Source organism: Variovorax restrictus (genome assembly GCF_051216715.1).
In the GTDB taxonomy this organism is placed as follows: domain Bacteria; phylum Pseudomonadota; class Gammaproteobacteria; order Burkholderiales; family Burkholderiaceae_C; genus Variovorax.
Map to the genome: position 1 here is coordinate 934,847 of NZ_JBPJZH010000002.1, position 19,630 is coordinate 954,476.

At 67.9% G+C, this 19,630-nt stretch carries 19 protein-coding genes and 1 pseudogene; 8 read left to right on the forward strand and 12 right to left on the reverse strand.

Annotated features, from left to right (window positions below; all coding sequences use genetic code 11):
* Positions 1 to 5: 5 nt before the first annotated feature.
* From ACSFA0_RS19030 to ACSFA0_RS19055, 6 genes and pseudogenes are all read right to left on the reverse strand, one after another.
* Positions 6 to 1,037, reverse strand: a complete 1,032-nt coding sequence (locus ACSFA0_RS19030; protein WP_435451823.1) for a LacI family DNA-binding transcriptional regulator — start codon at positions 1,035 to 1,037, stop codon at positions 6 to 8.
* Positions 1,038 to 1,604: 567 nt separating this feature from the next.
* Positions 1,605 to 2,846, reverse strand: coding sequence for an acetyl-CoA acetyltransferase (locus ACSFA0_RS19035; protein ID WP_435451824.1), 1,242 nt, complete (start codon positions 2,844 to 2,846; stop codon positions 1,605 to 1,607).
* Positions 2,843 to 4,483: a class I adenylate-forming enzyme family protein gene (locus tag ACSFA0_RS19040; RefSeq protein WP_435451825.1), complete on the reverse strand. Its 1,641-nt coding sequence runs from the start codon at positions 4,481 to 4,483 to the stop codon at positions 2,843 to 2,845. The genes ACSFA0_RS19035 and ACSFA0_RS19040 overlap by 4 nt, the downstream gene beginning before the upstream one ends.
* A complete protein-coding gene (locus ACSFA0_RS19045) occupies positions 4,480 to 5,292 on the reverse strand; it encodes an SDR family NAD(P)-dependent oxidoreductase (RefSeq protein WP_435451826.1) in 813 nt (270 codons plus the stop codon). Before ACSFA0_RS19045 ends, ACSFA0_RS19040 begins: the two co-directional genes overlap by 4 nt.
* A 27-nt stretch (positions 5,293 to 5,319) precedes the next feature.
* Positions 5,320 to 6,077 (reverse strand): annotated as a pseudogene (locus ACSFA0_RS19050) (SDR family NAD(P)-dependent oxidoreductase).
* Between the two features lie 28 nt (positions 6,078 to 6,105).
* A complete protein-coding gene (locus ACSFA0_RS19055; protein WP_435451827.1) occupies positions 6,106 to 7,359 on the reverse strand; it encodes a branched-chain amino acid ABC transporter substrate-binding protein in 1,254 nt (417 codons plus the stop codon).
* 163 nt (positions 7,360 to 7,522) lie between these two features.
* Between ACSFA0_RS19055 and ACSFA0_RS19060 the strand changes: the two genes are divergently transcribed.
* Complete coding sequence (locus tag ACSFA0_RS19060; protein WP_435451828.1) at positions 7,523 to 8,215, forward strand: TetR/AcrR family transcriptional regulator; 693 nt, start codon at positions 7,523 to 7,525, stop codon at positions 8,213 to 8,215.
* A 124-nt stretch (positions 8,216 to 8,339) separates the two neighbouring features.
* On the opposite strand, the gene ACSFA0_RS19065 is transcribed toward ACSFA0_RS19060, so the two are convergent.
* Positions 8,340 to 10,040 (reverse strand): electron transfer flavoprotein-ubiquinone oxidoreductase, encoded by a 1,701-nt coding sequence (locus tag ACSFA0_RS19065; RefSeq protein WP_435451829.1) that lies wholly within the window; start codon positions 10,038 to 10,040, stop codon positions 8,340 to 8,342.
* 175 nt (positions 10,041 to 10,215) lie between these two features.
* On the opposite strand from ACSFA0_RS19065, the gene ACSFA0_RS19070 reads away from it, so the two are divergent.
* Positions 10,216 to 10,638 carry an acyl-CoA thioesterase gene (locus tag ACSFA0_RS19070; protein ID WP_435451830.1) on the forward strand — a complete coding sequence of 141 codons (423 nt, stop codon included), beginning with the start codon at positions 10,216 to 10,218 and terminating at the stop codon, positions 10,636 to 10,638.
* 16 nt (positions 10,639 to 10,654) lie between these two features.
* On the opposite strand, the gene ACSFA0_RS19075 is transcribed toward ACSFA0_RS19070, so the two are convergent.
* On the reverse strand, positions 10,655 to 12,007 hold the full coding sequence (locus ACSFA0_RS19075; protein WP_435451831.1) for a sensor histidine kinase: 1,353 nt from the start codon (positions 12,005 to 12,007) through the stop codon (positions 10,655 to 10,657).
* The gene (locus tag ACSFA0_RS19080) at positions 12,004 to 12,678 is read right to left on the reverse strand and encodes a response regulator (protein ID WP_435451832.1); all 675 of its coding nucleotides are present in this window, start codon (positions 12,676 to 12,678) and stop codon (positions 12,004 to 12,006) included. Before ACSFA0_RS19080 ends, ACSFA0_RS19075 begins: the two co-directional genes overlap by 4 nt.
* Before the next feature lie 92 nt (positions 12,679 to 12,770).
* Here ACSFA0_RS19080 and ACSFA0_RS19085 point away from each other — a divergent pair, with 92 nt between their 5' ends.
* Positions 12,771 to 13,484: a phosphatase PAP2 family protein gene (locus ACSFA0_RS19085; RefSeq protein WP_435451833.1), complete on the forward strand. Its 714-nt coding sequence runs from the start codon at positions 12,771 to 12,773 to the stop codon at positions 13,482 to 13,484.
* A gap of 46 nt (positions 13,485 to 13,530) precedes the next feature.
* Positions 13,531 to 15,285 carry a phosphoethanolamine transferase gene (locus ACSFA0_RS19090; protein ID WP_435451834.1) on the forward strand — a complete coding sequence of 585 codons (1,755 nt, stop codon included), beginning with the start codon at positions 13,531 to 13,533 and terminating at the stop codon, positions 15,283 to 15,285.
* Positions 15,286 to 15,289: 4 nt separating this feature from the next.
* Here ACSFA0_RS19090 and ACSFA0_RS19095 read toward each other — a convergent pair whose 3' ends face one another.
* Together ACSFA0_RS19095 and ACSFA0_RS19100 are read right to left on the reverse strand one after the other, a co-directional pair.
* The gene (locus ACSFA0_RS19095) at positions 15,290 to 15,889 is read right to left on the reverse strand and encodes a peroxidase-related enzyme (RefSeq protein ID WP_435451835.1); all 600 of its coding nucleotides are present in this window, start codon (positions 15,887 to 15,889) and stop codon (positions 15,290 to 15,292) included.
* 50 nt (positions 15,890 to 15,939) lie between these two features.
* The gene (locus ACSFA0_RS19100; protein WP_435451836.1) at positions 15,940 to 16,107 is read right to left on the reverse strand and encodes a hypothetical protein; all 168 of its coding nucleotides are present in this window, start codon (positions 16,105 to 16,107) and stop codon (positions 15,940 to 15,942) included.
* A gap of 136 nt (positions 16,108 to 16,243) precedes the next feature.
* On the opposite strand from ACSFA0_RS19100, the gene ACSFA0_RS19105 reads away from it, so the two are divergent.
* The 4 genes from ACSFA0_RS19105 to ACSFA0_RS19120 all read left to right on the forward strand — a co-directional run bounded on the left by ACSFA0_RS19105 (position 16,244) and on the right by ACSFA0_RS19120 (position 18,630).
* Positions 16,244 to 16,447, forward strand: coding sequence for a DUF2256 domain-containing protein (locus ACSFA0_RS19105; RefSeq protein WP_435451837.1), 204 nt, complete (start codon positions 16,244 to 16,246; stop codon positions 16,445 to 16,447).
* Positions 16,444 to 17,193, forward strand: a complete 750-nt coding sequence (locus ACSFA0_RS19110; RefSeq protein WP_435451838.1) for an SDR family NAD(P)-dependent oxidoreductase — start codon at positions 16,444 to 16,446, stop codon at positions 17,191 to 17,193. The genes ACSFA0_RS19105 and ACSFA0_RS19110 overlap by 4 nt, the downstream gene beginning before the upstream one ends.
* A gap of 31 nt (positions 17,194 to 17,224) precedes the next feature.
* Entirely contained in the window at positions 17,225 to 18,136 is a 912-nt protein-coding gene (locus ACSFA0_RS19115) for a hypothetical protein (protein ID WP_435451839.1), read from the forward strand.
* 128 nt (positions 18,137 to 18,264) lie between these two features.
* On the forward strand, positions 18,265 to 18,630 hold the full coding sequence (locus ACSFA0_RS19120; protein WP_435451932.1) for an FKBP-type peptidyl-prolyl cis-trans isomerase: 366 nt from the start codon (positions 18,265 to 18,267) through the stop codon (positions 18,628 to 18,630).
* A gap of 21 nt (positions 18,631 to 18,651) precedes the next feature.
* Here ACSFA0_RS19120 and ACSFA0_RS19125 read toward each other — a convergent pair whose 3' ends face one another.
* A complete protein-coding gene (locus ACSFA0_RS19125; RefSeq protein ID WP_435451840.1) occupies positions 18,652 to 19,587 on the reverse strand; it encodes a VTT domain-containing protein in 936 nt (311 codons plus the stop codon).
* Between the last annotated feature and the right edge of the window lie 43 nt (positions 19,588 to 19,630).

Here is a 19,630-nt window from a genome sequence, read left to right on the forward strand (position 1 = left end):
CGCGCTCAGCGCGGACGTGTCGGTCTTCCCGTGGATGCGGGCGGCGGCCCGCAGGACTGGCGTTCGATGTAGTGGCAGTCGATCATCACGCAGCGTGGCTTGCTACCGCCGACGCCTCTCAAGCGCGAAAGCAACAGCTCCGTGCTGGCTTGTGCGGCGGCATCCAGATCGACGCGCAGCGATGAAATCGCTGGCGCATAGCTCGCGGCGAAGTCGGGGTCGCCGATCGAGACCACCGAGATGCCCTGAGGGATGCGCATGTTGAGATTGCTGATCGCGTTCAACGTCTCGTTGAGAATGTTCGTGCCCATCGCCACGATGGCGGTGGGTCGGTCCGGTCGCTGCAGCAAGGTCGTCACGGCCTCGAAAGCAGCGCTCATCGCGGTGGGCAGGCGCACGATGAATTCGTCGTCGACCGGCAGGCCGTGTGCCTGCATTCCGCTGCGGAAGCCCTCGATGCGGCGGCGCATCGGCCGGTTCGGCGACTGCGTGACGATCAGGGCGATTCGCTGGTGGCCTAGCGCGGCGAGTCGCGACACGACACCGTGCATGCCTGGCACATGATCGAAAAGCACCTGGTCCGTCTTGCTCTTGATGTCGCGGTCGAGAAGCACCACCGGAACCTCCATGCCGTGGATTGCCTTCAACACGTCGGGGTCGCGCTCGTTGCCAGGCGCCAGGATCACGCCGTCCATGCCGCGGCTCTGAAAGGTCGAAAGGATGTCGATCTCGCGTTCGGCCACGTTGAGGCTGTTGGCCAGCAGCATCATGTAGCCCGCGGTTCGCATGCGCTCTTCCAGCGCGCGGAACAGCTTGGCGTAGAGCGGGTTGGTGACGTCGGTCAGCAGGCAGCCGATGGTGCGCGTCGTGCGCAACCGCAGCGACTGCGCCGCATGGTTGGGCCGGTAGGCCAGCGCAGCGATTGCCTGTTCGACCTTCTCGCGCGTCTTCGCGGTGACGTTGTCGACCTTGTTGATGACACGCGACGCACTGCCGAGCGACACGCCGGCGAGTTCGGCCACGTCGCGAATGCTCACGGACTTCGGCCTGGGTATGGGTGCCATGGAAAAGGAGCAACGAAAAAGCAAGGGCGCGAGAAGCGACGTCGCCGACAGAGACAGGGCTGCGGAATTGTAGACACGCTGCGCCGCACACTGCTTGTTCCGTCGGCATTCGGCCGAGGGGTTGGATCTTGCGCCACGCCAGCCGCAGTTCGCCAATGGTCTCGGCACGTCCCGCTCATGACGCAAGGAGCGGAACGTCCTTACGAGAGTTCCCGTGAATCGATTGTGCCGCTCACGGCACACCCCGAGTCGGTGCTTCACCGGCGCCGGCCATCGGGCATTTGCCGTCGATGTGCTGCATGTCGAGTTCGCTTCTCGAGGCCCTCGCCAACGAACAACTCCCGTTCATGACCGAAGAGGACGAAAGCGTCGACTCGTGAAGGAGATCCCGCCGGGATGGGTCTGGCGCTCGTCCGACGCTTGCTGCGGTAGTTGCGCTGGATCGGCGGGAGCGATTCACGACGCGCCAGCCGCTACCCTTCGAGTCGGTTGCATCGTCCTGCCCGCCTCGGTCTGGTCGCTATGGATGCCGGCGACGCTTCAGTTCTGCCCTGCCTCGACGATGAAGCTCACCACCGTCGTGGCGCTGCCTCCGATGTTGAGCGTCGCGAAGCGGCGCGCGCCTTCAACCTGGCACTCGCCGGCGCGGCCCGTGACCTGATGGGCCGCGTCGAGCACCATGCGCACGCCGGTCGCGCCCACCGGGTGACCGAGGCCGATCAGGCCGCCGCTCGGGTTGATGGGCAAGCGACCGCCGGCCGCGATGGTGCCGTCTTCGATGGCGCGCCAGCTTTCGCCGGGCGCCGTGATGCCGAAGTGGTCGATCGCCATGTATTCGGTGGTGGTGAAGCAGTCGTGCGTCTCGATGCCGTCGAGCGCGAACACGTCGGCCAGGCCCGCGCGCCGGAACGCGCCCTGGATCGCATCGCGCACGTGCGGAAACACATAGGGCTGGCCCGCACTGGATTGCAGCTTGGGTGCGAGCTTGAGGTGCGATGTGCGATGGCCCCAGCCCGCGATGCACGGCAGCGCGTCGAGCGACACGCCGTGCCGCGTGGCCCAAGCCTTGGCGAATCGCGGCGATGCGAGAACCACCGCCGCTGCGCCGTCGGTTACCTGCCCGCAGTCCTGCCGCCGGATCATGCCTTCGATCACCGGATTGGCGTCGTCGTCGGCGGTGAAGCTCGCGTCGGTGTACTGCCAGTCGCGCGTCTGGGCCAAGGGATTGCGGCGAGCGTTGCCGATGTTGATCTCGGCAATGTGCGCGAGGTGCTCGTACTTCAGACCGTAGCGTCGCTCGTATTCCTGGCCCACGAGATGGAACATGTGCGGCCAGACGTACTTGACGTCTTCGCCCTCCTGGCCGACCCAGGTCGCTGCGCCCAGGTGCTGTGCCGCCACCGCGCCGGGCACGTTGCGTTCGAGCTCCACGCCGGTGACCAGCACGCAGTCGTAGCGGCCGCATTCGATCTCGGCCGTCGCCGCCAGCATGGCGATGCTGCCCGAGGCGCAAGCGGCCTCGTGCCGACCCGCGGGCGTGCCCTCGAAGCCGGGGTCGATGGCCGCGAGCATGCCCCCCAACTGGCCCTGGCCGGTGAACAGCTCGCCGACGAAGTTGCCCACGTGACCCGCCTCGATCTCGCGTGCATCGAGCCCGGCGTCGGCCAGCGCGCCCTGCACGGCCTCGCGCATCAGCTCGAACAAGCCATCGCCGGCCCGTGCCGCGTTGCGGGCGAAGTCGGTCTGGTAACCGCCGAGGATGTAGACGGGTGGGATGCTCATGAGGTGTGCTCCGAAGGAATGGCGTTGCGTCGGTCGGCCGCCTCGCGCGCCTGGGCGCGCAGCGGTGCCTTGACCAGCTTGCCGTTGAGATTTCGTGGCAGCGGCGTGGCGCTGACGGTGACGAAGTCGGGTGTCTTGTAGTCGGCCAGCGTGCGGCGGCAAAGGGCGCGCACCGCCTCGGGGTCGACCGGTTCGGTCGCATGCACGAACACATGAACGCGCTCGCCGAGCACCGGGCACGGGCTCGCCACCGCGGCCACCTCGACCACGCCGGGATGGCGCTGGATGACGTTCTCCAGTTCCACGCAGTACACCTTGAAGCCGCCGCGGTTGATCATGTCCTTGATGCGGTCGAACACGCGCACGAAGCCCTCGGCGTCGACGCTCCCGATGTCGCCCGAGCGCCAGTAGCCGGCCACGAAGGACGCGCGCGTGGCCTCGGGGTTGGCCCAATAGCCGATGGCGTTGCCGGGGCTGCAGATCCACAGCTCGCCCGATTCGCCGACCGCGACTTCTCGCCCTTCGGTGTCAAGCACCCTGATGTCGACGCAGGGCACGACCGTGCCCACGGTGTCGGGTTTGCGTGCCGCGTCGCCGCGCTCGGTGAGGGTCACGGCCGAGGTCGTCTCGGTGGCGCCGAAGCCGTTGTAAAGCGCCAGGCCGGGCAATGCTTCGGCCAGGCGTGCGATGGTGACCTCGGGCATCGCGGCACCGCCGAAATGGCCGATGCGCCAGCACGAGAGATCGCGCTTCGGCAGGTCGGGGTGCAACAGGCAGAGGTTGTACATGGCCGGGACCATCACTGCGGCGCTGACGCGGCTTGCCTCGATCAGGGCCAGCGTCTCGCTGGCATTGAACTGGCGCTGCAGCACCAGGCAGCTGCCGATCTGGAGTGAGACCACCACCACCGCAAGAAGGCCGGAGATGTGCGAGCCGGGGATGGTCAGCAGCAAGCGGTCGTAGGCGGTGTAGCCGAAGCGGCGCACGTAATGACGCGCTGTGTGGAAGAAGCCCAGATGAGAGAGCACCGCGCCCTTGGGATGGCCGGTGGTGCCGGAGGTGTACATGATGCAGGCGGGCTGCGAGTCCGCAAACTCGGCTTGCACCGGCGTGTCGTCGCCGCTGGCCAGCAAGGCGGCGTATGTCAAGGCATCCGCTTGCCCCGTTTCAGGGATTCCGGCGTCTTCAATGCACACGAGGCAGTGCACGTCGGCGATCTGCTCCCGGGGCGGCAGGCGTTCGGCCAGCGACGCATCGAACACCAGCGCAGCGGCGCCGCACTGCCCGAGCATGTACGCCAGCTCGCCCGCGCTCTGACGCACGCCGATCGGCACCGCGATCGCACCGAGCCGCCAGATGCCGGCCAGCAACACGACGAACTCGGCGCGGTTGCCGACGAACAGCGCCACGCGGTCACCGGCCTTCACTTGCCGTGCGAGCAGACCCGTGGCGACACGGTTGGCCAAGCGGTCCAGCTGGCGGTATGTGATGGTGGCCTCGCCATCCTCGAGGGCCGGCGCATCGCCGCGCGCGGCCACCGAGGCACGCAGCATCGCATCGAGGTTGCGCGGCCGTTCGGCGTAGCAGGGCACGAGCCGGTCACCATAGAGCGCCTCGAGGCGCAAGACGTCGCTCATGGCTGGAGCCTCGCTTCGCGCGGCGCCGTGGGTTCGCGCATGCGTACCGCGCCATCGATGCGCACCACCGAGCCGTTCATCATTCCGTTCTCGATCAACGCCTGCACCATGTGCGCAAACTCTCCGGGACGGCCGGGTCGCGGCGGAAAGGGCACGTCGTCGATCAATGTGCGGCGTGTGTGCGCGGGCACGACCTCGTACATGCCGGTCTCGAAGGTGCCGGGCGCGATCGCCATCACGCGGATGCCGAAGCGCGCCAGCTCGCGCGCCATGGGCAGCGTCATGCTGGCCACGCCGGCCTTCGACGCGCCGTAGGCCGTCTGCGCCGACAGCGCCTCGTACGCGGCGACCGAGGCGGTGTTGACGATCACGCCGCGGTCCTCGCCGTCGCTCGCGTCGTCGCCGCTCAACCCTTCGGCGAACAAGCGAATGGTGTTGAAGGTGCCGACCAGATTGACCTCGATGACGCGGCGAAACACATCGAGTTCGCGCGGCACGACCTTGCCGGTGGTCTTGTCGGTCTTGAAGACCCTCGCGGGCCCGAGCACGCCCGCGCAGTTGACCAGGATGCGCGGCGTGCCCAGCGTCTGGCGAAGCTGCGCGAATGCTGCGGCCATGCCGGTATCTGAACAGACGTCGCCGCCGAGCGTGAGCACCTGCGGCATCGCTTTCGCGAGCGCATCAAGCGGCGCGCCCGGCAGGTCGATCGCGGCCACCCGCGCGCCGTGCGCGGCAAGTCGCTCCACCGTGGCCCGGCCCAGGCCGGAAGCGGCGCCTGTAATGACGGCCACTGCTTGGTCGATCTGCATCAAGGTTCCTTTCTTCAAGGGTCGGCGTCAAACGCGGGCCGGCATGCGCAACCCGCCGTCCAGGCGGATCACCTCGCCGTTGAGCATCGGGTTCGCGGCGATGGACATCACAAGCGCCGCGAATTCGTCGGCATGGCCCGGCCGCTTGGGAAACGGGGGCACGGCCGCGAAGACCACCTCGCGCGACTTGGGCGCGAGGTTGAGCGTCATCGGTGTCTCGAACACGCCGGGTGCAATGCCCATCACGCGGATGCCGTACTCCCCCAGTTCACGTGCCAGCGGCAACACCATGCCGGCCACGCCGCCCTTCGACGCGGCATACGCGGCTTGCCCCATCTGGCCGTCGAAGGCGGCGATGGAGGCGGTGTGACGATCAGGCCGGCCTCGCCGTCGCCGATGCGCCCTTCGATCATCTGCGGCACCGCGCAGCGGATACAGTTGATCGCGCCGAGCAGGTTGATTTCGATCACGCGGCGGAAGGCTTCCAGTGGCATGGCCACGCCGCGGCGGACCACGCTGCCGGGGTCGGCGATGCCTGCGCAATTGACGAGCATGGAGACGCGCCCGACGCGGTCCTCGATCTGCCGGAACACGGCTTCGATGCGCTCGGCGTCTGCCACGTCGGCAGTGAAGCCGATGGCGTCCATCGAAGACGCCGCCGCCTCGACGGTGGCGGCGGCCAGATCGATCAGCACGACCCGTGCACCGGCGGCCCGCAAGGCCTGCGCGGTCGCTGCGCCCAACCCCGAGGCGCCACCGGTGACCACCGCCACCCGGCCCTCGATGCATGTACGAACGTCCTGCACGCGCGGGTCAGCTCGGGCGGTTCATCTGGCAGTTCACCGGCAGTTCGGTGACGGGGCCCGGCACCTTGGCGACGGTCTTCCAGCCCATGCCCAGCCCTTCGGCGTCGTACTTGACGCCCTTCACAAGCTGGTTGATGTAGAGCGGATGGGTGGCCTGGTGGTCTTCCTTGCGCATCTGGATCTTGCCGAAGGGCGAGTCGTACTCCATGCCTTCGAGCGCCTGCGCGATCTTCACCAGATCGGTGGTGTTGCCGACCTTCTGGATGGCACGCGCGAGCATGTCCATCTGCACCAGGATCGAGGTGTAGTAGAGGTCTTCGCCGTACTTTGCCTTGAAGTCCTTCTGGTACTTCTCGAGCGCGGGCTGCTTGTCTTCCACCGGCACGTTGGGGTGCCAGGATGAGATCTGGAAGACCGTGTCCTGACCGGCTGCGCCGATCGAGGTCGGTACGCCGAACAGGCCCCCGTAGTAGGTCATGTAACGGGCGTTCGAGCCCGATTCCTTGCTTGCGCGCACCAGCAGCGACAGATCGTTGCCCCAGTTGCCGGTGAGCACCGTGTCGGCCCCCGACTGCTTGATCTTCAGCACGTAAGGAGAGAAATCCTTGACCTTGCCGAAGGGATGAAAGTCGTCACCGACGAACTGCACGTCGGGCCGGGCCTTGCCGATGATGGCGCGCGCGTCGGCGCTCACCTGGCGGCCGAAGGCGTAGTCCTGGTTGATCAGGTAGATCTTCTTGATCTGCGGGTTCTGCTTCACGTAGTCCGCGATGGCGTACATCTTCATCAGCTGGTGGGCCTCGAAGCGGAACATCCAGAAGCTGCACTTCTCGCCGGTGAGCTCGGGCAGTGCCGAGCCGTAGTTGAGGTAGAGCACGCGCGCATCGGGATTGCGCGCGTTGTGCTTTTCCACCGCGCCCTGCAACGCGCCGGCAATGCCGGAGTTGCCCGCCTGCACCATGAAGTTGATCTTCTGGTCGACGGTGGCGCTGAGCATCGAGACCGCCTTGGCCGGATCGCCACCGTTGTCCATCGGCACCACCTCGAGCTTGCGCCCCAGAACGCCGCCGCGTTCGTTGATCAGGTCGACTGCGTAGAGCAAGGTCTTGGACACCGTGACACCGGTCGAGGCCGTGGGGCCCGAGAAGGTGTCGATGTGCGAGATCTTGAGCGTCGGCTGTGCTTGCGCATGGGCCGTCATCGCCCAGGGGAGGAGTGCAGCGCTCAGGAACAAGCTTCCGCGAAGCGAATGAAATGCCATGGTCTTGTCTCCGGAATGGCGATGCACGGTACGGTTTGCGCCCGCCGATGGGTCTGGTCAGGAAAAGTTACTCTGTGGTAACTGACAGTTAATATATGAACCGACCAGCGCTTCGTCAAGCGGGCAGACCCGCCGCGCGCGTGGCCGACAATCGTCCGACTCCATGGCCTCCAAGAACAAAGCCCAACCCCCGTCGAAGCCGCCGCGCTGGAACAACGCGCTCGCAGGCACGCCCGATCCCCGCGAGATCCGAAAGCGGGCATTGATCGCGGCCGCGGGAAGAACCTTCGGCGCCAAAGGGTTCCACAACACCACGCTGGACGACATCGCCGAGGCCTTGTCGGTGACCAAGCCGGCGCTCTACCGGTACGTCAAGAACAAGCACGAGATCCTGTACGAGTGCCATCGGTTGGCCATCGGCATGGCCGAGGAGGCATTGGCCGAAGCGGAAGCCGGGCAGACGAGCGCGCTCGATGTCTTGCGTGATTTCATCGAGCGGTACATCCGCAAGATGACCAGCGAGCTCGGAACGTGCGTGGTACTGACCGAGTACTACTCGATGACCACACAGCACAGTGCATTGATCCAACAGCGCCGACGTGTCGTCGATACCCAGTTGCGCGCACTGATCGCACGCTGCGTGGATGAGGGCGCGATTGCCCCATGCGATCCGAAGCTCGCGGTCTTCTTCTTCATGGGCGCGATCAACAACATCAACCGCTGGTTCAGCGAGAAGGGTGAAACGCGTGGCGACGCGATCGCGACAGCCTTCGCAGACCATGTGATCTACGGGCTTCGGCCGACCGTGAAGGGCAGATCCACGAATCTCCCGGCCAGGAAATCGTCACGCCCTTAGCGCCCAGATGCTTGATGGGCTGAAGCCGCCCAAGGGCCAATGGATGGCCGGCGGGAACGTTCGCAGGAGCGGCCGTGGCGAATCGGCGTCGATAACCTGGAACGCCCGGGCAAACCCGCTCGACTCACATCCCCACGTAGTTCGGCCCGCCGCCGCCTTCGGGCGTGACCCACACAATGTTCTGCGTCGGGTCCTTGATGTCGCAGGTCTTGCAGTGCACGCAGTTCTGCGCGTTGATCTGCAGCCGTTCCTTGCCGGCGTTCGCCTCGTCGGGCACGAACTCGTACACGCCGGCGGGGCAGTAGCGCGCCTCGGGGCCGGCGTATTCGGGCAGGTTGATGCGCGTGGGCACCGTCGCGTCCTTCAGCGTCAGGTGCGCCGGCTGGTTCTCTTCGTGGTTGGTGTTGCTGATGAACACGCTCGAGAGCCGGTCGAAGGTGAGCTTGCCGTCGGGACGGGGGTAGGCGATCTTCTTGCACGCGCTCGCGGGCTTCAGGCGCGCATGGTCGGCCTCGGTGCGGTGGATGGTCCAGGGGATGTGGCCGCGCAGCACGAACTGCTCGATACCGGTCATCACCGTGCCGACCGCGAGGCCCTTCTTGAACCACTGCTTGAAATTGCGCGCCTTGTTCAGCTCGGTATGCAGCCAGCTCTTCTCGAAGGCGGCCGGGTAGGCGGCGAGTTCGTCGTGCTGGCGGCCGGCGGTCACGGCGTCGAAGGCGGCCTCGGCCGCCAGCATGCCCGTCTTGATCGCGGCGTGGCTGCCCTTGATGCGGCTCGCGTTCAGGTAGCCGGCTTCGCAGCCGACCAGCGCGCCGCCCGGGAACACCGTCTTGGGCAGCGACAGCAGGCCGCCGGCCGTGATGGCGCGCGCGCCGTAGCTCAGGCGCTTGGCCGGCTTCAGCCCCTTGTCCTGGCCTTCGAGGTACCAGCGGATGTTCGGGTGCGTCTTGAAGCGCTGGAATTCCTCGAACGGGCTCATGTGCGGGTTCTGGTAGTCGAGCCCGACCACGTAGCCGATGATGAGCTGGTTGTTCTCGGCGTGGTAGACGAAGGAGCCGCCGTAGGTGTCGTTCGGCAACGGCCAGCCGGCCGTGTGGATGGCCAGGCCGGGCTCGTGGCGGGCCGGGTCGATCTCCCACAGCTCCTTGATGCCGATGCCGTAGCTCTGCGGGTCCTTGCCGTCGTCGAGCTTGTACTTGGCGATGAGCTGGCGGCCCAGGTGGCCGCGCGCGCCCTCGGCGAACACCGTGTACTTGCCCAGCAGCTCCATGCCGAGCTGGAAGTTCTCGGTCGGCTCGCCGTCCTTGCCGATGCCGAGGTTGCCGGTGGCCACGCCGCGCACCTTGCCGTCATCCGTGTACAGCACTTCGGCAGCAGGGAAGCCGGGGAAGATTTCCACGCCCAGTTCCTCGGCCTGCTGCGCCAGCCACTTCACCACATTGCCGAGGCTGACGATGTAGTTGCCTTCGTTGTGGAAGTTGTGCGGCAGCATGAAGTTCGGCGTGCGCGTCGCGCCGGTCTCGCTGAGCATCAGGAAGGTGTCAGCCGTGACCGGCTGGTTCAGCGGGGCGCCCTTGGCTTTCCAGTCGGGGATCAGCTCCGACAGTGCCTTCGGGTCCATGATGGCGCCCGACAGGATGTGCGCGCCGGGCTCCGAGCCCTTCTCGAGCACCACCACCGAAATCTCCTTGTCGTTCTGCGCCGCGAGCTGCTTCAGGCGGATCGCGGTCGCGAGGCCGGCGGGGCCGCCACCGACGACGACGACGTCGTACTCCATGGATTCGCGCGGGCCGAACTGGGCGATGATTTCGTCGTGGGTCATGGGGTCTGTTCGATAATGGTTTTTGGACGCATCGGCACGTGAAATGCTGCCGAACAATGAAACATTTTATGCGGCGTCATTCGGCGGTCTTTGTCGTCCAGGGTCGCCAGTGCGAGGGGTGGGCCGGTCGCCTTCGCGACTCGTCCCTCCTGGACCGCCAAGCCATCCTTGCCCCATGAAGATCGAAATCCCCGAGAAGAAGAAACTGGTCTACGAGATGTCCATCGCCATCCGCTGGGGCGACATGGATGCGATGGGCCACCTCAACAACGGCAGCTACTTCCGTTACATGGAAACGGCGCGGATCGACTGGATGCGCTCCATCGGTTTCGAGCCCGACCCGGGCGGCGAGGGCATGGTCATCGTCAATGCCTTCTGCAACTTCTATCGCCAGCTCGAATACCCGGGCGACGTGCTGCTGAAGATGTACGCCAGCGACCCGGCCCGCACGACCTTCGAGACCTGGGCCACCATGGCACGTGCCGATGCGCCCGAGCTCATCTGCGCTGCCGGCGGTGCGACCACCATCTGGGTCGACTTCCCGAAGCAGAAGGCGATGGCGCTGCCGGAATGGCTGCGCACGATGGTCACCGTCTGACACCTGGCGCTGGCCCTCAGGCCGGCGTCAGCACGATCCGCGCCTCGAAGCCATGCGCCGCACCCGGCGGCGGCGACAGCAGTTCGAGCTGCGCATCGTGCTTCTGCACGATGGTCGCGACGATCGACAGCCCGAGCCCGTAGCCGGCGCGCTCCGCGCTGTGACGCACGTGACGCAGCTGCAGGGTGCGCAGCTCGACATCGTTCACGCCCGGCCCGAAGTCGCGCACGATGAGGCGGCCATCGGCATCGACTTCGATCTCCACCGCAGCGCCTTTGGCGTAGCGCAGCGCGTTCTCCACCAGGTTGCGCAGCGCGATCGCGAGCGCATCGACATCACCGAGCGCGACCGGCGCGTCGCCGCTGTCGGGCACCTTCAGGCCGAGCCGATCGATCACGGCCGGGTCCTGCCAGAACTCCTGCGCCACGGTCGCGGCGAGCTGCGTGAGGTCCACGCGCTCACGCGTGAGCGACGCACCCGACTCGGCGCGCGAAAGCTGCAGCAGCTTCTCGGTGCGGTGGCTGAGCGTGTGCAATGCGTCGAGCGCGGCCGCGACGTCCTCGCGGCGCAGGTCGTGGTCGAGGGCGGTCTGCAGTCGCAGCCGCGCCGCTGCCAGCGGCGTCCGCAGCTCGTGCGCTGCATTGGCGGCCAGCGCACGCTCCACGTCGAGCGCCTGGGCCAGCCGGTCGAGCAGGCGGTTGACGTGGTCCCCCACGGTCTGAAGCTCGCGGGGCAGGCCGGGGAGGGCGAGGGGCCGCAGGTCGTCGCCGCCGCGCAGGCCGATCTCGGTCGCCATGGTTTGCAAGACCTGCAGTTCGTCGCGTGCGATCTTGCGCAGCACCCAGGCCAGCAGCGGCAGCACCGCGCCCAGCGGGATGATGAGCCCGAACAGCGTGCGGTTGAGTGCTTCGCGCCGCTCGTCCAGCGGGTCGGCGACCTGCAGGTAGAGCGATCGCGTGGGGTGGCGCACCGTGTAGATGCGCCACGACGCGTCGTTCGCGAAGCCGGCGGCCAGCGGCACGTCGAAGGTGTTGCCCCGCGTCTCGGCCGAGCGCAGCAGCACGTGTCCGTTGGCGTCGACCACCTGGAACAACACGGCGGCGTCGGCGAATGTCGGTGTCGGTGCGATCAGCGGGCGCCCCGGGGAGGCTTCGCCCTGGCGCCGGTCGGTTTCGTCGAGCGCGATGTCGAACATGCGGTGCGAGACCTCGACCAACTCGCTGTCGAAGTTGAAGTTGATCTCGCGGTCCACATACCAGGCCACGCCGATCACGCACAGCAGCCAGACGCCGCCGACCCACAGGATCAGCGTGCGGATGAGCCGCCCGGCCAGGGTCTCGCGCGGTCCGAGTGCGGTCGCTGCGTTCACGATTCGCTGCCGCCCGCGTTCACCAGGCGGTAGCCCAGCCCACGCAGCGTCTGGATGTGCTCGCGGCCGAGCTTGCGGCGCAGCCGGCTGATGAAGACCTCCAGCGTGTTGCTGTCGGCCTCGTCGTTGAAGCCGTAGAGCGCGTCCTGCAGGTTCTCGCGGGTGTGGATGCGGTCGGGTCGCGTCGCCATCACGCGCAGCAGCGCCCATTCCTTCTGGGTCAGTGTGACCGGCACACCGCCGCTGCGCACCAGTTCGCGGGTCAGGTCGATCTCCAGATCGCCCAGTCGGACCACCGGTGCCGTCGACGTGCTGCGCCGGCGCTCCACCGCGCGCAGCCGCGCCAGCAGCTCGCCGGGGTCGTAGGGCTTGATCAGGTAGTCGTCGGCACCGGCATCGAGGCCGCGAATGCGGTCGGTCACCTGGTCCTTGGCGGTGAGCACGATCACGATCGGCCGGTCTTTCAGCGCGCGCAGCTGCGGCAGCAACGACAGCCCGTCGCCGTCGCCCAGGTGCAGATCGAGCAGCACAGCCGCGTACTGCGCGCCATGCAGCGCCGCGCTGGCCTGCGCGAGGCTGGGCACGGCATCGACCACGAAGGCCTTGGCCCGCAGGTAGCTACACACCGCCTCCGACAGGGCGATGTCGTCTTCGACGAGCAGGACGCGCAAGGAGCTCTCCAGGGAAAAAGAGGGAGTCTAGGCTTTCGTCGCGAGCGGCCTCTTCAGGCGGTGTTCATGCTGCGCCGCTAGGCTCCGCGCCCATGACCCGTGGGCACCCGATCGCTTTCTCCCGTCTCCTGTTCGTGACGCTCGCCGCTCTGCTGGCGGTGCTGGCATGGGACGCCGCCGGCCTCGACCTGCCGATGGCGCGGCTGGCCGGCAACGCGCAGGGCTTCGCGTGGCGCGACGACGCGGCACTGGTGCTGTGGCTGCACGAGGTGCCGCGTCTTCTGAGCTGGCTCTGCGTGGGCGCGTTGCTGGGCGCCATTCGTTGGCCACTCGGCTGGCTTGGCACGTTGACGCGCAGCGAGCGCGTCCAGTTGGTGCTGACCGTGCTCGCCGCCGTGCTCGCCGTCTCGCTGCTCAAGACCGGCAGCCGCACGAGCTGCCCGTGGGACCTGAACGAATTCGGTGGTACGGCGCGCTACGTGTCGCACTGGGCGTGGGGCCTGCGCGACGGCGGGCCGGGACGGTGCTTCCCCGCGGGCCACGCCTCGGCCGCGCTGGCTTACATGGGCGGCTGGTTCGTGCTGCGGCGTTCGATGCCGCGCGCGGCATCGATCTGGCTGGCGGTGTCGATGCTGCTGGGACTGACGCTCGGCCTCGCCCAGCAATGGCGCGGTGCGCACTACATGAGCCACACGCTGTGGACTGCGTGGGTGTGCTGGGCGGTCGGGTGGGCGATCGACGCCGTCGTTCATCGCCGCTCGCGCATCGTCGCGCCCGAGGCAACGCCGAAACTGAACCGAGTCTGAAGCAGGCGTTCAGGCTGATTTCAGTCCCGGTTTCCACCATCGGGGCATGACCGTTTCTTCAGACACCGCAGACCGCGCGCCGGGGGGTGCCAGCACTGGCGCTTTCGTTGCGCTCGCCCTCCATTGGCCCGACGCATTGGCAAGGGCCGACGCTTGGCTGTCGCGACCGCGCTCGGCCCGCAAGGTGGTCGTGGCGCTGTCGCTCTACCTGCTGCTCGCCGCGAACTGGCCGTTGTGGATGGAGCTGGCGCGCATCGGCGGCGCCCCCAGCGTGTACCTGCGATCCATCGGCGTGATGGCCTTGCTCGCCGGTGCAGGCACGGTGGCCGTGCTATCGCTCACCGCCTGGACCCGCGGCATGAAGCCGGTGTGGTTCGCAGTCGTGCTGCTGTCTGCAGTGGCCCAGCATTACATGCTGACCTACCACGTCGTGATGGATCCGACGATGGCGGCGAACGCGATGCAGACCGACATGCACGAGGCGCGCGATCTGCTGAGCTGGCGCCTGCTCTCGAATGTGCTGCTGGTCTGCGCCTTGCCTGCCTGGGGCCTGCTTAGGGCGCGCATCCTGCCGATGCGGCCGTTGTCGCAGCTCTGGCGCAATGCGGCGCTGTGCTTCCTGGCCCTCGCGGTGGTGGTGGCCAGCGCGGTGGCGACGTCGCGCGAGCTCGCGCCCCTCATGCGCAACCACGTCACGCTGCGCTACATGATGAACCCGCTCGCGAGCCTGTATTCGGCCAGCGCGGTGGTGCTCAAGCCGCTTTTCACGCACAAGCGAAAGCTCATCCCGATCGCGGGCGGCGCGGCGTTGGGCACCAGCTATGCGGCGCAGGCCAAGCCGCCCCTGTTCGTGGTGGTCGTGGGCGAGACCGCGCGGTCCGACCACTTCGCGCTCAATGGCTATGCGCGCAACACCACGCCCGAGCTCGCTGCGCGGCAGGTGATCAGCTGGCCGAACGTGCACTCCTGCGGCACCAACACGCTGGCCTCGGTACCCTGCATGTTCTCGCCGCTGGGCAAAACAGGTTATGAAGGCCGCAAGGACGACTACGAGAACCTGGTCGATCTGGCGCAGGCCGTCGGCCTGGCGGTGCTGTGGATCGACAACCAGGCCGGGTGCAAGGGCGTGTGCGTCCGGGTGCCGAGCGTGTCGGCAGGCGACGGGCTCGACGCGGCCACGCGCAGTGCGCTGTGCGACGGCGACGAATGCCTGGACGACGTGATGCTCAAGAACATCGACCAGCGCATCGCGGCGCTGCCGGCCGAGCGCCGCGAGCGCGGCGTGCTGCTGGTGCTGCACCAGATGGGCAGCCATGGGCCTTCCTATGCCAAGCGTTCGGCGCCCGACACCAAGCGTTTCATGCCCGAGTGCACGACCAACGTGCTGGCCGACTGCAGCCACACCGAGCTGATGAACGCCTACGACAACTCGATCGCGCACACCGACCGCTTTCTGGCACGCACCATCGACTGGTTGCAGTCGCAGGCGTCGCGCTACGACACCGGCATGCTGTACATGAGCGACCACGGCGAATCGCTCGGCGAGTACGGTCTGTTCCTGCACGGCTTGCCGTACAACATCGCGCCCGACGTGCAGAAGCACGTGCCGATGGTGGCCTGGTTCGGCGGCGGGCTTCAGGCGCGCGAGCACCTGTCGACCGCGTGCCTGGAGAAGGGCCGCGATGCCGCGCTCACGCACGACAACCTGTACCACACGGTGCTGGGCGTGATGGACCTGAAGACGCCCACCTACAAGCCGGCGCTCGATGCCTTCGCGGCCTGCCGCGGGCCGGCCACCTGATCGGCTACTTCTTGTCGCGGGGCACGCGACCCAGCATGAAGAATTCGGTGTTCGGCTGCATGCCGGCGAAGCTGGCCATGCGATTCGACAGGCCGAAGAAAGAGGTGATGGCCGCGATGTCCCAGATGTCCTCGTCGTCGAAGCCGTGCGCGTGCAATGCGGTGAAGTCTGCGTCGTCGATCTCGTGCGACCGGTCGCAGACCTTCATCGCGAAGTCGAGCATCGCGCGCTGCCGCGGCGTGATGTCGGCCTTGCGATAGTTGACCGCTACCTGGTCGGCCACCAGCGGCTTCTTCTCGTAGATCCGCAGCAGCGCCCCATGTGCGACCACACAGTAGAGGCACTGGTTGGCCGCGCTGGTGACGGTCACGATCATCTCGCGGTCGCCCTTGGTGAGCGAGCCTTCTTCCTTCAGCATCAGCGCATCGTGGTACGCGAAGAAAGCGCGCCATTCCGCCGGACGACGGGCGAAGGCGAGGAACACGTTGGGCACGAAGCCTGCCTTCTCCTGCACCGCCAGCACGGCGGTTCGGATGTCGTCAGGCAGGTCGTTCAGTTCCGCCATCGGGTAGCGCGGCGTGGCGGTTGCATCGGGCGAGGGCATGGTCTGTCTCCTTGGGGCTGAGACGGAGATCATGCCTCGCGGCGCGGCGATCAGTCCTTGGCGGAAGCGGCGTCGTCCTCGTCCTTGTCCGTGTGCTTCAGCGCCGGCTTCATGCCGGGCTGCGGCGCGTGCTCGGCGTCAGGGGCGATCTCTTCGCCATGGTTCTTCTTTTCCTGGTGCACTTTTTTGTCGTGCGCGACATTGCGGGGATCGGTCATTGATCGACCATGCGTGCCGCCGGCCGCGCCCTGCGTGGGACGATGTGCCGGTTGCGGCGGCCGATGTCCTACCCTGGCGTTCACAGGGTCGACTCCGACGCTGATCCATCGCCGCCTTGGATGCGTAAGTAGACCCATGATTTCCCACACCGTCCCGAAGTCGGCAACGTTCAAGGGCAACAAGTCGTCGCTGCCGAGCAAGCCCTGCGTCGCCTGCGGCCGGGCGATGAGCTGGCGCAAGCGCTGGGCGCGCAGCTGGGCCGACGTGAAGTACTGCTCCGAGGCCTGTCGCCGGTCTCGCGACGAGGTCGACGCATCGTCGACAGGCGGTCGGGCATGAGTGCATCGACGCAGTCCATCGCGATGGTGACCGGCGCCCGCGGCGGCGTCGGTGCGGCAGTCGTCGCCCGGCTTCGCGACGCGGGGCATCGTGTGGCAGCGGTCGGGCGGGACGTCGAATCGCTGCGATCGGTCGAGGCCGATGCGCACCTGGCCTTCGACACCACCACGCCCGAAGGGGCTGCCGCCGCCATCGCGGCCTGCGCGGTGGAGCTCGGTGCGCCACCGTCGCTGCTGGCGCACTGCGTTGGCAGCACCCTCATCGCGCCGCTGCATCGCACCAGCGCGGCCCAGTACCGCGACGTGATGCGCGTCAACCTCGACAGTGCGGTGTATGTGCTGCACGCCTGGGTCGACGCGCTGCGGGGTCAGGGCGCCGCGGGTGCGGCCGTGCTGGTCTCCAGCGTGGTGGCGCGCATCGGCGTTGCCAACCACGAAGCCATTGCCGCGGCCAAGGGCGGCGTGGAGGCGCTCGCGCGCGGTGCCGCCGCCACCTATGCACCGAGCGGCTTGCGCATCAATGCCGTGGCGCCCGGCATGACCGATACACCGATGACGGCGAACATGCTCAAGGTCGATGCCATGCGCGAGGGTGCCGGCAGACAGTACCCGCTCGGCGGCGTGCAGACGGCCGCCCAGGTGGCCGACACGATCGCGTGGCTGCTGTCGGACGGCGCAGCGCGCATCACCGGGCAGGTCATCGCCGTCGACGGTGGCTTCAGCACGGTACGGCCGCTGGTCCGCTGATCACCATCCCGACCTGCAACCGGAAGCACCCATGAACACCTCGACCCGCACTGTCTCCCGTCGCGCCTGGCTGGGCGCGCTCACGCTCCCGTGGCTGGTGGGCGGCTGCAGCACGCCGCTGCCGCTGATCCCGGCGCCGTCGCCCGCACCCGGGGGCGACGGCGCGGCAGCGCGCCTGCGCGACAGCGCGCTGGCGCATGGCCTCGACGCCTACCGTGCCCTCACCGACATCAACGTCAGCTACGACGGCCAGTGGCGACCGCTCATCAACCGCATCCAGCCCGAAATCGTCGACCAGGGCTTTCGCGGCAGCTCGCAGGAGCGGCTGATGCCCTCAGCGGGTGTCGTGGCGCAGGCCTACACCGGGCCGATGGGCCGCAAGCAGGTGGCGTGGCGCCGTGGGCGCGGAACGCCCGGCGACCTGGGCGACGTCTCGGTGTGGTTCAACGGCGTGCGCAGTGACGATGCAGCGGCACGCGACGCCGCCGCGCTGGTGGCCGAGGGCTACGGGTTGTTCCTGCTCGGGCCGCTGTGGCTGGCGGACCGCGGGCTTCGCATGCAGATGGCCGGCACCGAGCGCGTCGACGGCCGCACCTGCGACGTGGTCGAGGTCTGGCTCACGCCGGGCCTCGGCCGCGTCGCGGCGGACCGCGTGGCGCTGTGCATCGACCGCGTCGACCAGCGCGTGCGCCGCATGCGTTTCACGCTCGAGGGCTTCACCGGCACCCGCGGCGCCGTGGCCGAGGTCGACACCTTCGAGCACGAAGCGCGCTTCGGCGTGGTGTGGCCGATGCGATCCTACGAGCGCGTGGTGCACCCGCTCGCCCTGCCGGCGCACGACTGGCGAATCACCGGGCTGGATGTGAACCGGGGGTATAGGGCAAGCGATCTGAGCGGCCCGGCGTTCACCGGCACGGCGGCTGCGCCGGCGTGGGCGCTGTAGCGCAACGGGGCGCGGCCGATGCCGCTCTCGCGATCGGCGCCATCGCGCCGCAATAATGGGCGTTTCCATCTTTCCAAGGACATCCCGTGCGATCTTTCCTGTGTGCCGCCCTCCTGGGTTTCTCGACGATGGCGGCCTTCGCCCAGACTGCGCCTGTCACTACGCCCAGCGGGCTGGTCTATCAATCGTTGAAGGACGGCAGCGGCACCCCGCCGACGGCCAGCGACACCGTCAAGGTGCATTACCGCGGCACCTTCCCCGACAGCGGCAAGGAATTCGACAGCTCCTACAAGCGCGGCGAACCGATCGAGTTCCCGCTCTCGGGCGTGATCCCGTGCTGGACCGAAGGCGTGCAGAAGATGAAGCCAGGCGGCAAGGCCAAGCTGGTGTGCCCGCCGAACATCGCCTACGGCGCGCGCGGCGCGGGCGGCGTGATTCCGCCGAACGCCACGCTCAACTTCGAGGTCGAGCTGATCGCGGTCAAGGGGCGCTGAGCGCGCAGCGCGGGCGCGGCATCAGGTCTCGTACGGCCGTCCCGCCGCCAGCCAGGCCTCGAGCCCGCCGGCCAGGGGGCGCGGCTGCCGCACCCCCTGGGCTGCCAGCAGGCGAGCGCCCAGTGCTGCCGACACCTCGTTGGGGCAGTTGCAGTAGACGATGACGTCGCGGTCGGCCGGCAGGTCCGGAATGCCGCGATTCTTCTTCATGTCCTGCAGGTGCACGACGATCGCGCCGGGGATGCGACGCGGGTCGATCTCGGTGCCGGCGGCCGAGCGCACGTCGATCACCACGGGCGGCACGTCGGACGCCATCAGCGCCTTCAGCTCATCGACGGTGATGCGCGGGATGTCGATGGCCCGCAGCATCGCGCGTCGACGCCAGTAGCGCAGCCCGATGCCCGCGGCCACCGCCACCAGCAGCACCAGCAGCGCGGCCGCGCCGGCGTCCGCCATGGCGTCGAGCACGGACTGGATCTGCGTGCTGAACAGCCAGCCCGGGATCAGGAAAGCGGCGGACCAGAGGAGGGCGGCCAGGGTGTCGAAGCCGACGAAGCGCGCCGTCGACATGTGCAGCGCACCGGCCATCGGCGGTGCCACCACCGACACGCCCGGCACGAACTTGGCGGCGATCAGCGACATCCCGCCCCAGCGGGTGATGAGCGATTCGCTCTGCCGCACGCAGGTGTCCGGCGACAGCGACACCTTGCACAGCAGCCGCATGATGCGGTGCCCGAAGCGGCGTCCGGCGTAGAACCAGGCCGCATCGCCCAGCAGGTTGCCCAGCAGCGCACCCAGCACCGTGGACCACAGCGGGATCTGCCCCATGGCGGCCAGCCCGCCGGCCACCACCAGCACGGCCGACGCCGGGATCGGCGCCCCCAGCCGTGCCGCGAGCGTGGCCAGGAAGACCACCGCGACGCCGCGCTCGGTGGCCAGGGACAACAGTTCTTGCATGCGGGCAATCTAACCGTTTCGCCCGCCGGTCGCCCACGGCCGC

Excerpts from the sequence above, each read along its gene's own strand:
- ACSFA0_RS19115 (WP_435451839.1), top strand. The coding sequence starts at position 17,225 with ATGAACACCTCGACCCGCACTGTCTCCCGTCGCGCCTGGCTGGGCGCG.
- ACSFA0_RS19055 (WP_435451827.1), bottom strand. The coding sequence starts at position 7,359 with ATGGCATTTCATTCGCTTCGCGGAAGCTTGTTCCTGAGCGCTGCACTC.
- ACSFA0_RS19040 (WP_435451825.1), bottom strand. The coding sequence starts at position 4,483 with ATGAGCGACGTCTTGCGCCTCGAGGCGCTCTATGGTGACCGGCTCGTG.
- ACSFA0_RS19090 (WP_435451834.1), top strand. The coding sequence starts at position 13,531 with ATGACCGTTTCTTCAGACACCGCAGACCGCGCGCCGGGGGGTGCCAGC.
- ACSFA0_RS19085 (WP_435451833.1), top strand. The coding sequence starts at position 12,771 with ATGACCCGTGGGCACCCGATCGCTTTCTCCCGTCTCCTGTTCGTGACG.
- ACSFA0_RS19070 (WP_435451830.1), top strand. The coding sequence starts at position 10,216 with ATGAAGATCGAAATCCCCGAGAAGAAGAAACTGGTCTACGAGATGTCC.
- ACSFA0_RS19065 (WP_435451829.1), bottom strand. The coding sequence starts at position 10,040 with ATGACCCACGACGAAATCATCGCCCAGTTCGGCCCGCGCGAATCCATG.
- ACSFA0_RS19100 (WP_435451836.1), bottom strand. The coding sequence starts at position 16,107 with ATGACCGATCCCCGCAATGTCGCGCACGACAAAAAAGTGCACCAGGAA.
- ACSFA0_RS19035 (WP_435451824.1), bottom strand. The coding sequence starts at position 2,846 with ATGAGCATCCCACCCGTCTACATCCTCGGCGGTTACCAGACCGACTTC.
- ACSFA0_RS19120 (WP_435451932.1), top strand. The coding sequence starts at position 18,265 with ATGGCGGCCTTCGCCCAGACTGCGCCTGTCACTACGCCCAGCGGGCTG.
- ACSFA0_RS19110 (WP_435451838.1), top strand. The coding sequence starts at position 16,444 with ATGAGTGCATCGACGCAGTCCATCGCGATGGTGACCGGCGCCCGCGGC.
- ACSFA0_RS19125 (WP_435451840.1), bottom strand. The coding sequence starts at position 19,587 with ATGCAAGAACTGTTGTCCCTGGCCACCGAGCGCGGCGTCGCGGTGGTC.
- ACSFA0_RS19105 (WP_435451837.1), top strand. The coding sequence starts at position 16,244 with ATGATTTCCCACACCGTCCCGAAGTCGGCAACGTTCAAGGGCAACAAG.
- ACSFA0_RS19060 (WP_435451828.1), top strand. The coding sequence starts at position 7,523 with ATGGCCTCCAAGAACAAAGCCCAACCCCCGTCGAAGCCGCCGCGCTGG.
- ACSFA0_RS19095 (WP_435451835.1), bottom strand. The coding sequence starts at position 15,889 with ATGCCCTCGCCCGATGCAACCGCCACGCCGCGCTACCCGATGGCGGAA.
- ACSFA0_RS19045 (WP_435451826.1), bottom strand. The coding sequence starts at position 5,292 with ATGCAGATCGACCAAGCAGTGGCCGTCATTACAGGCGCCGCTTCCGGC.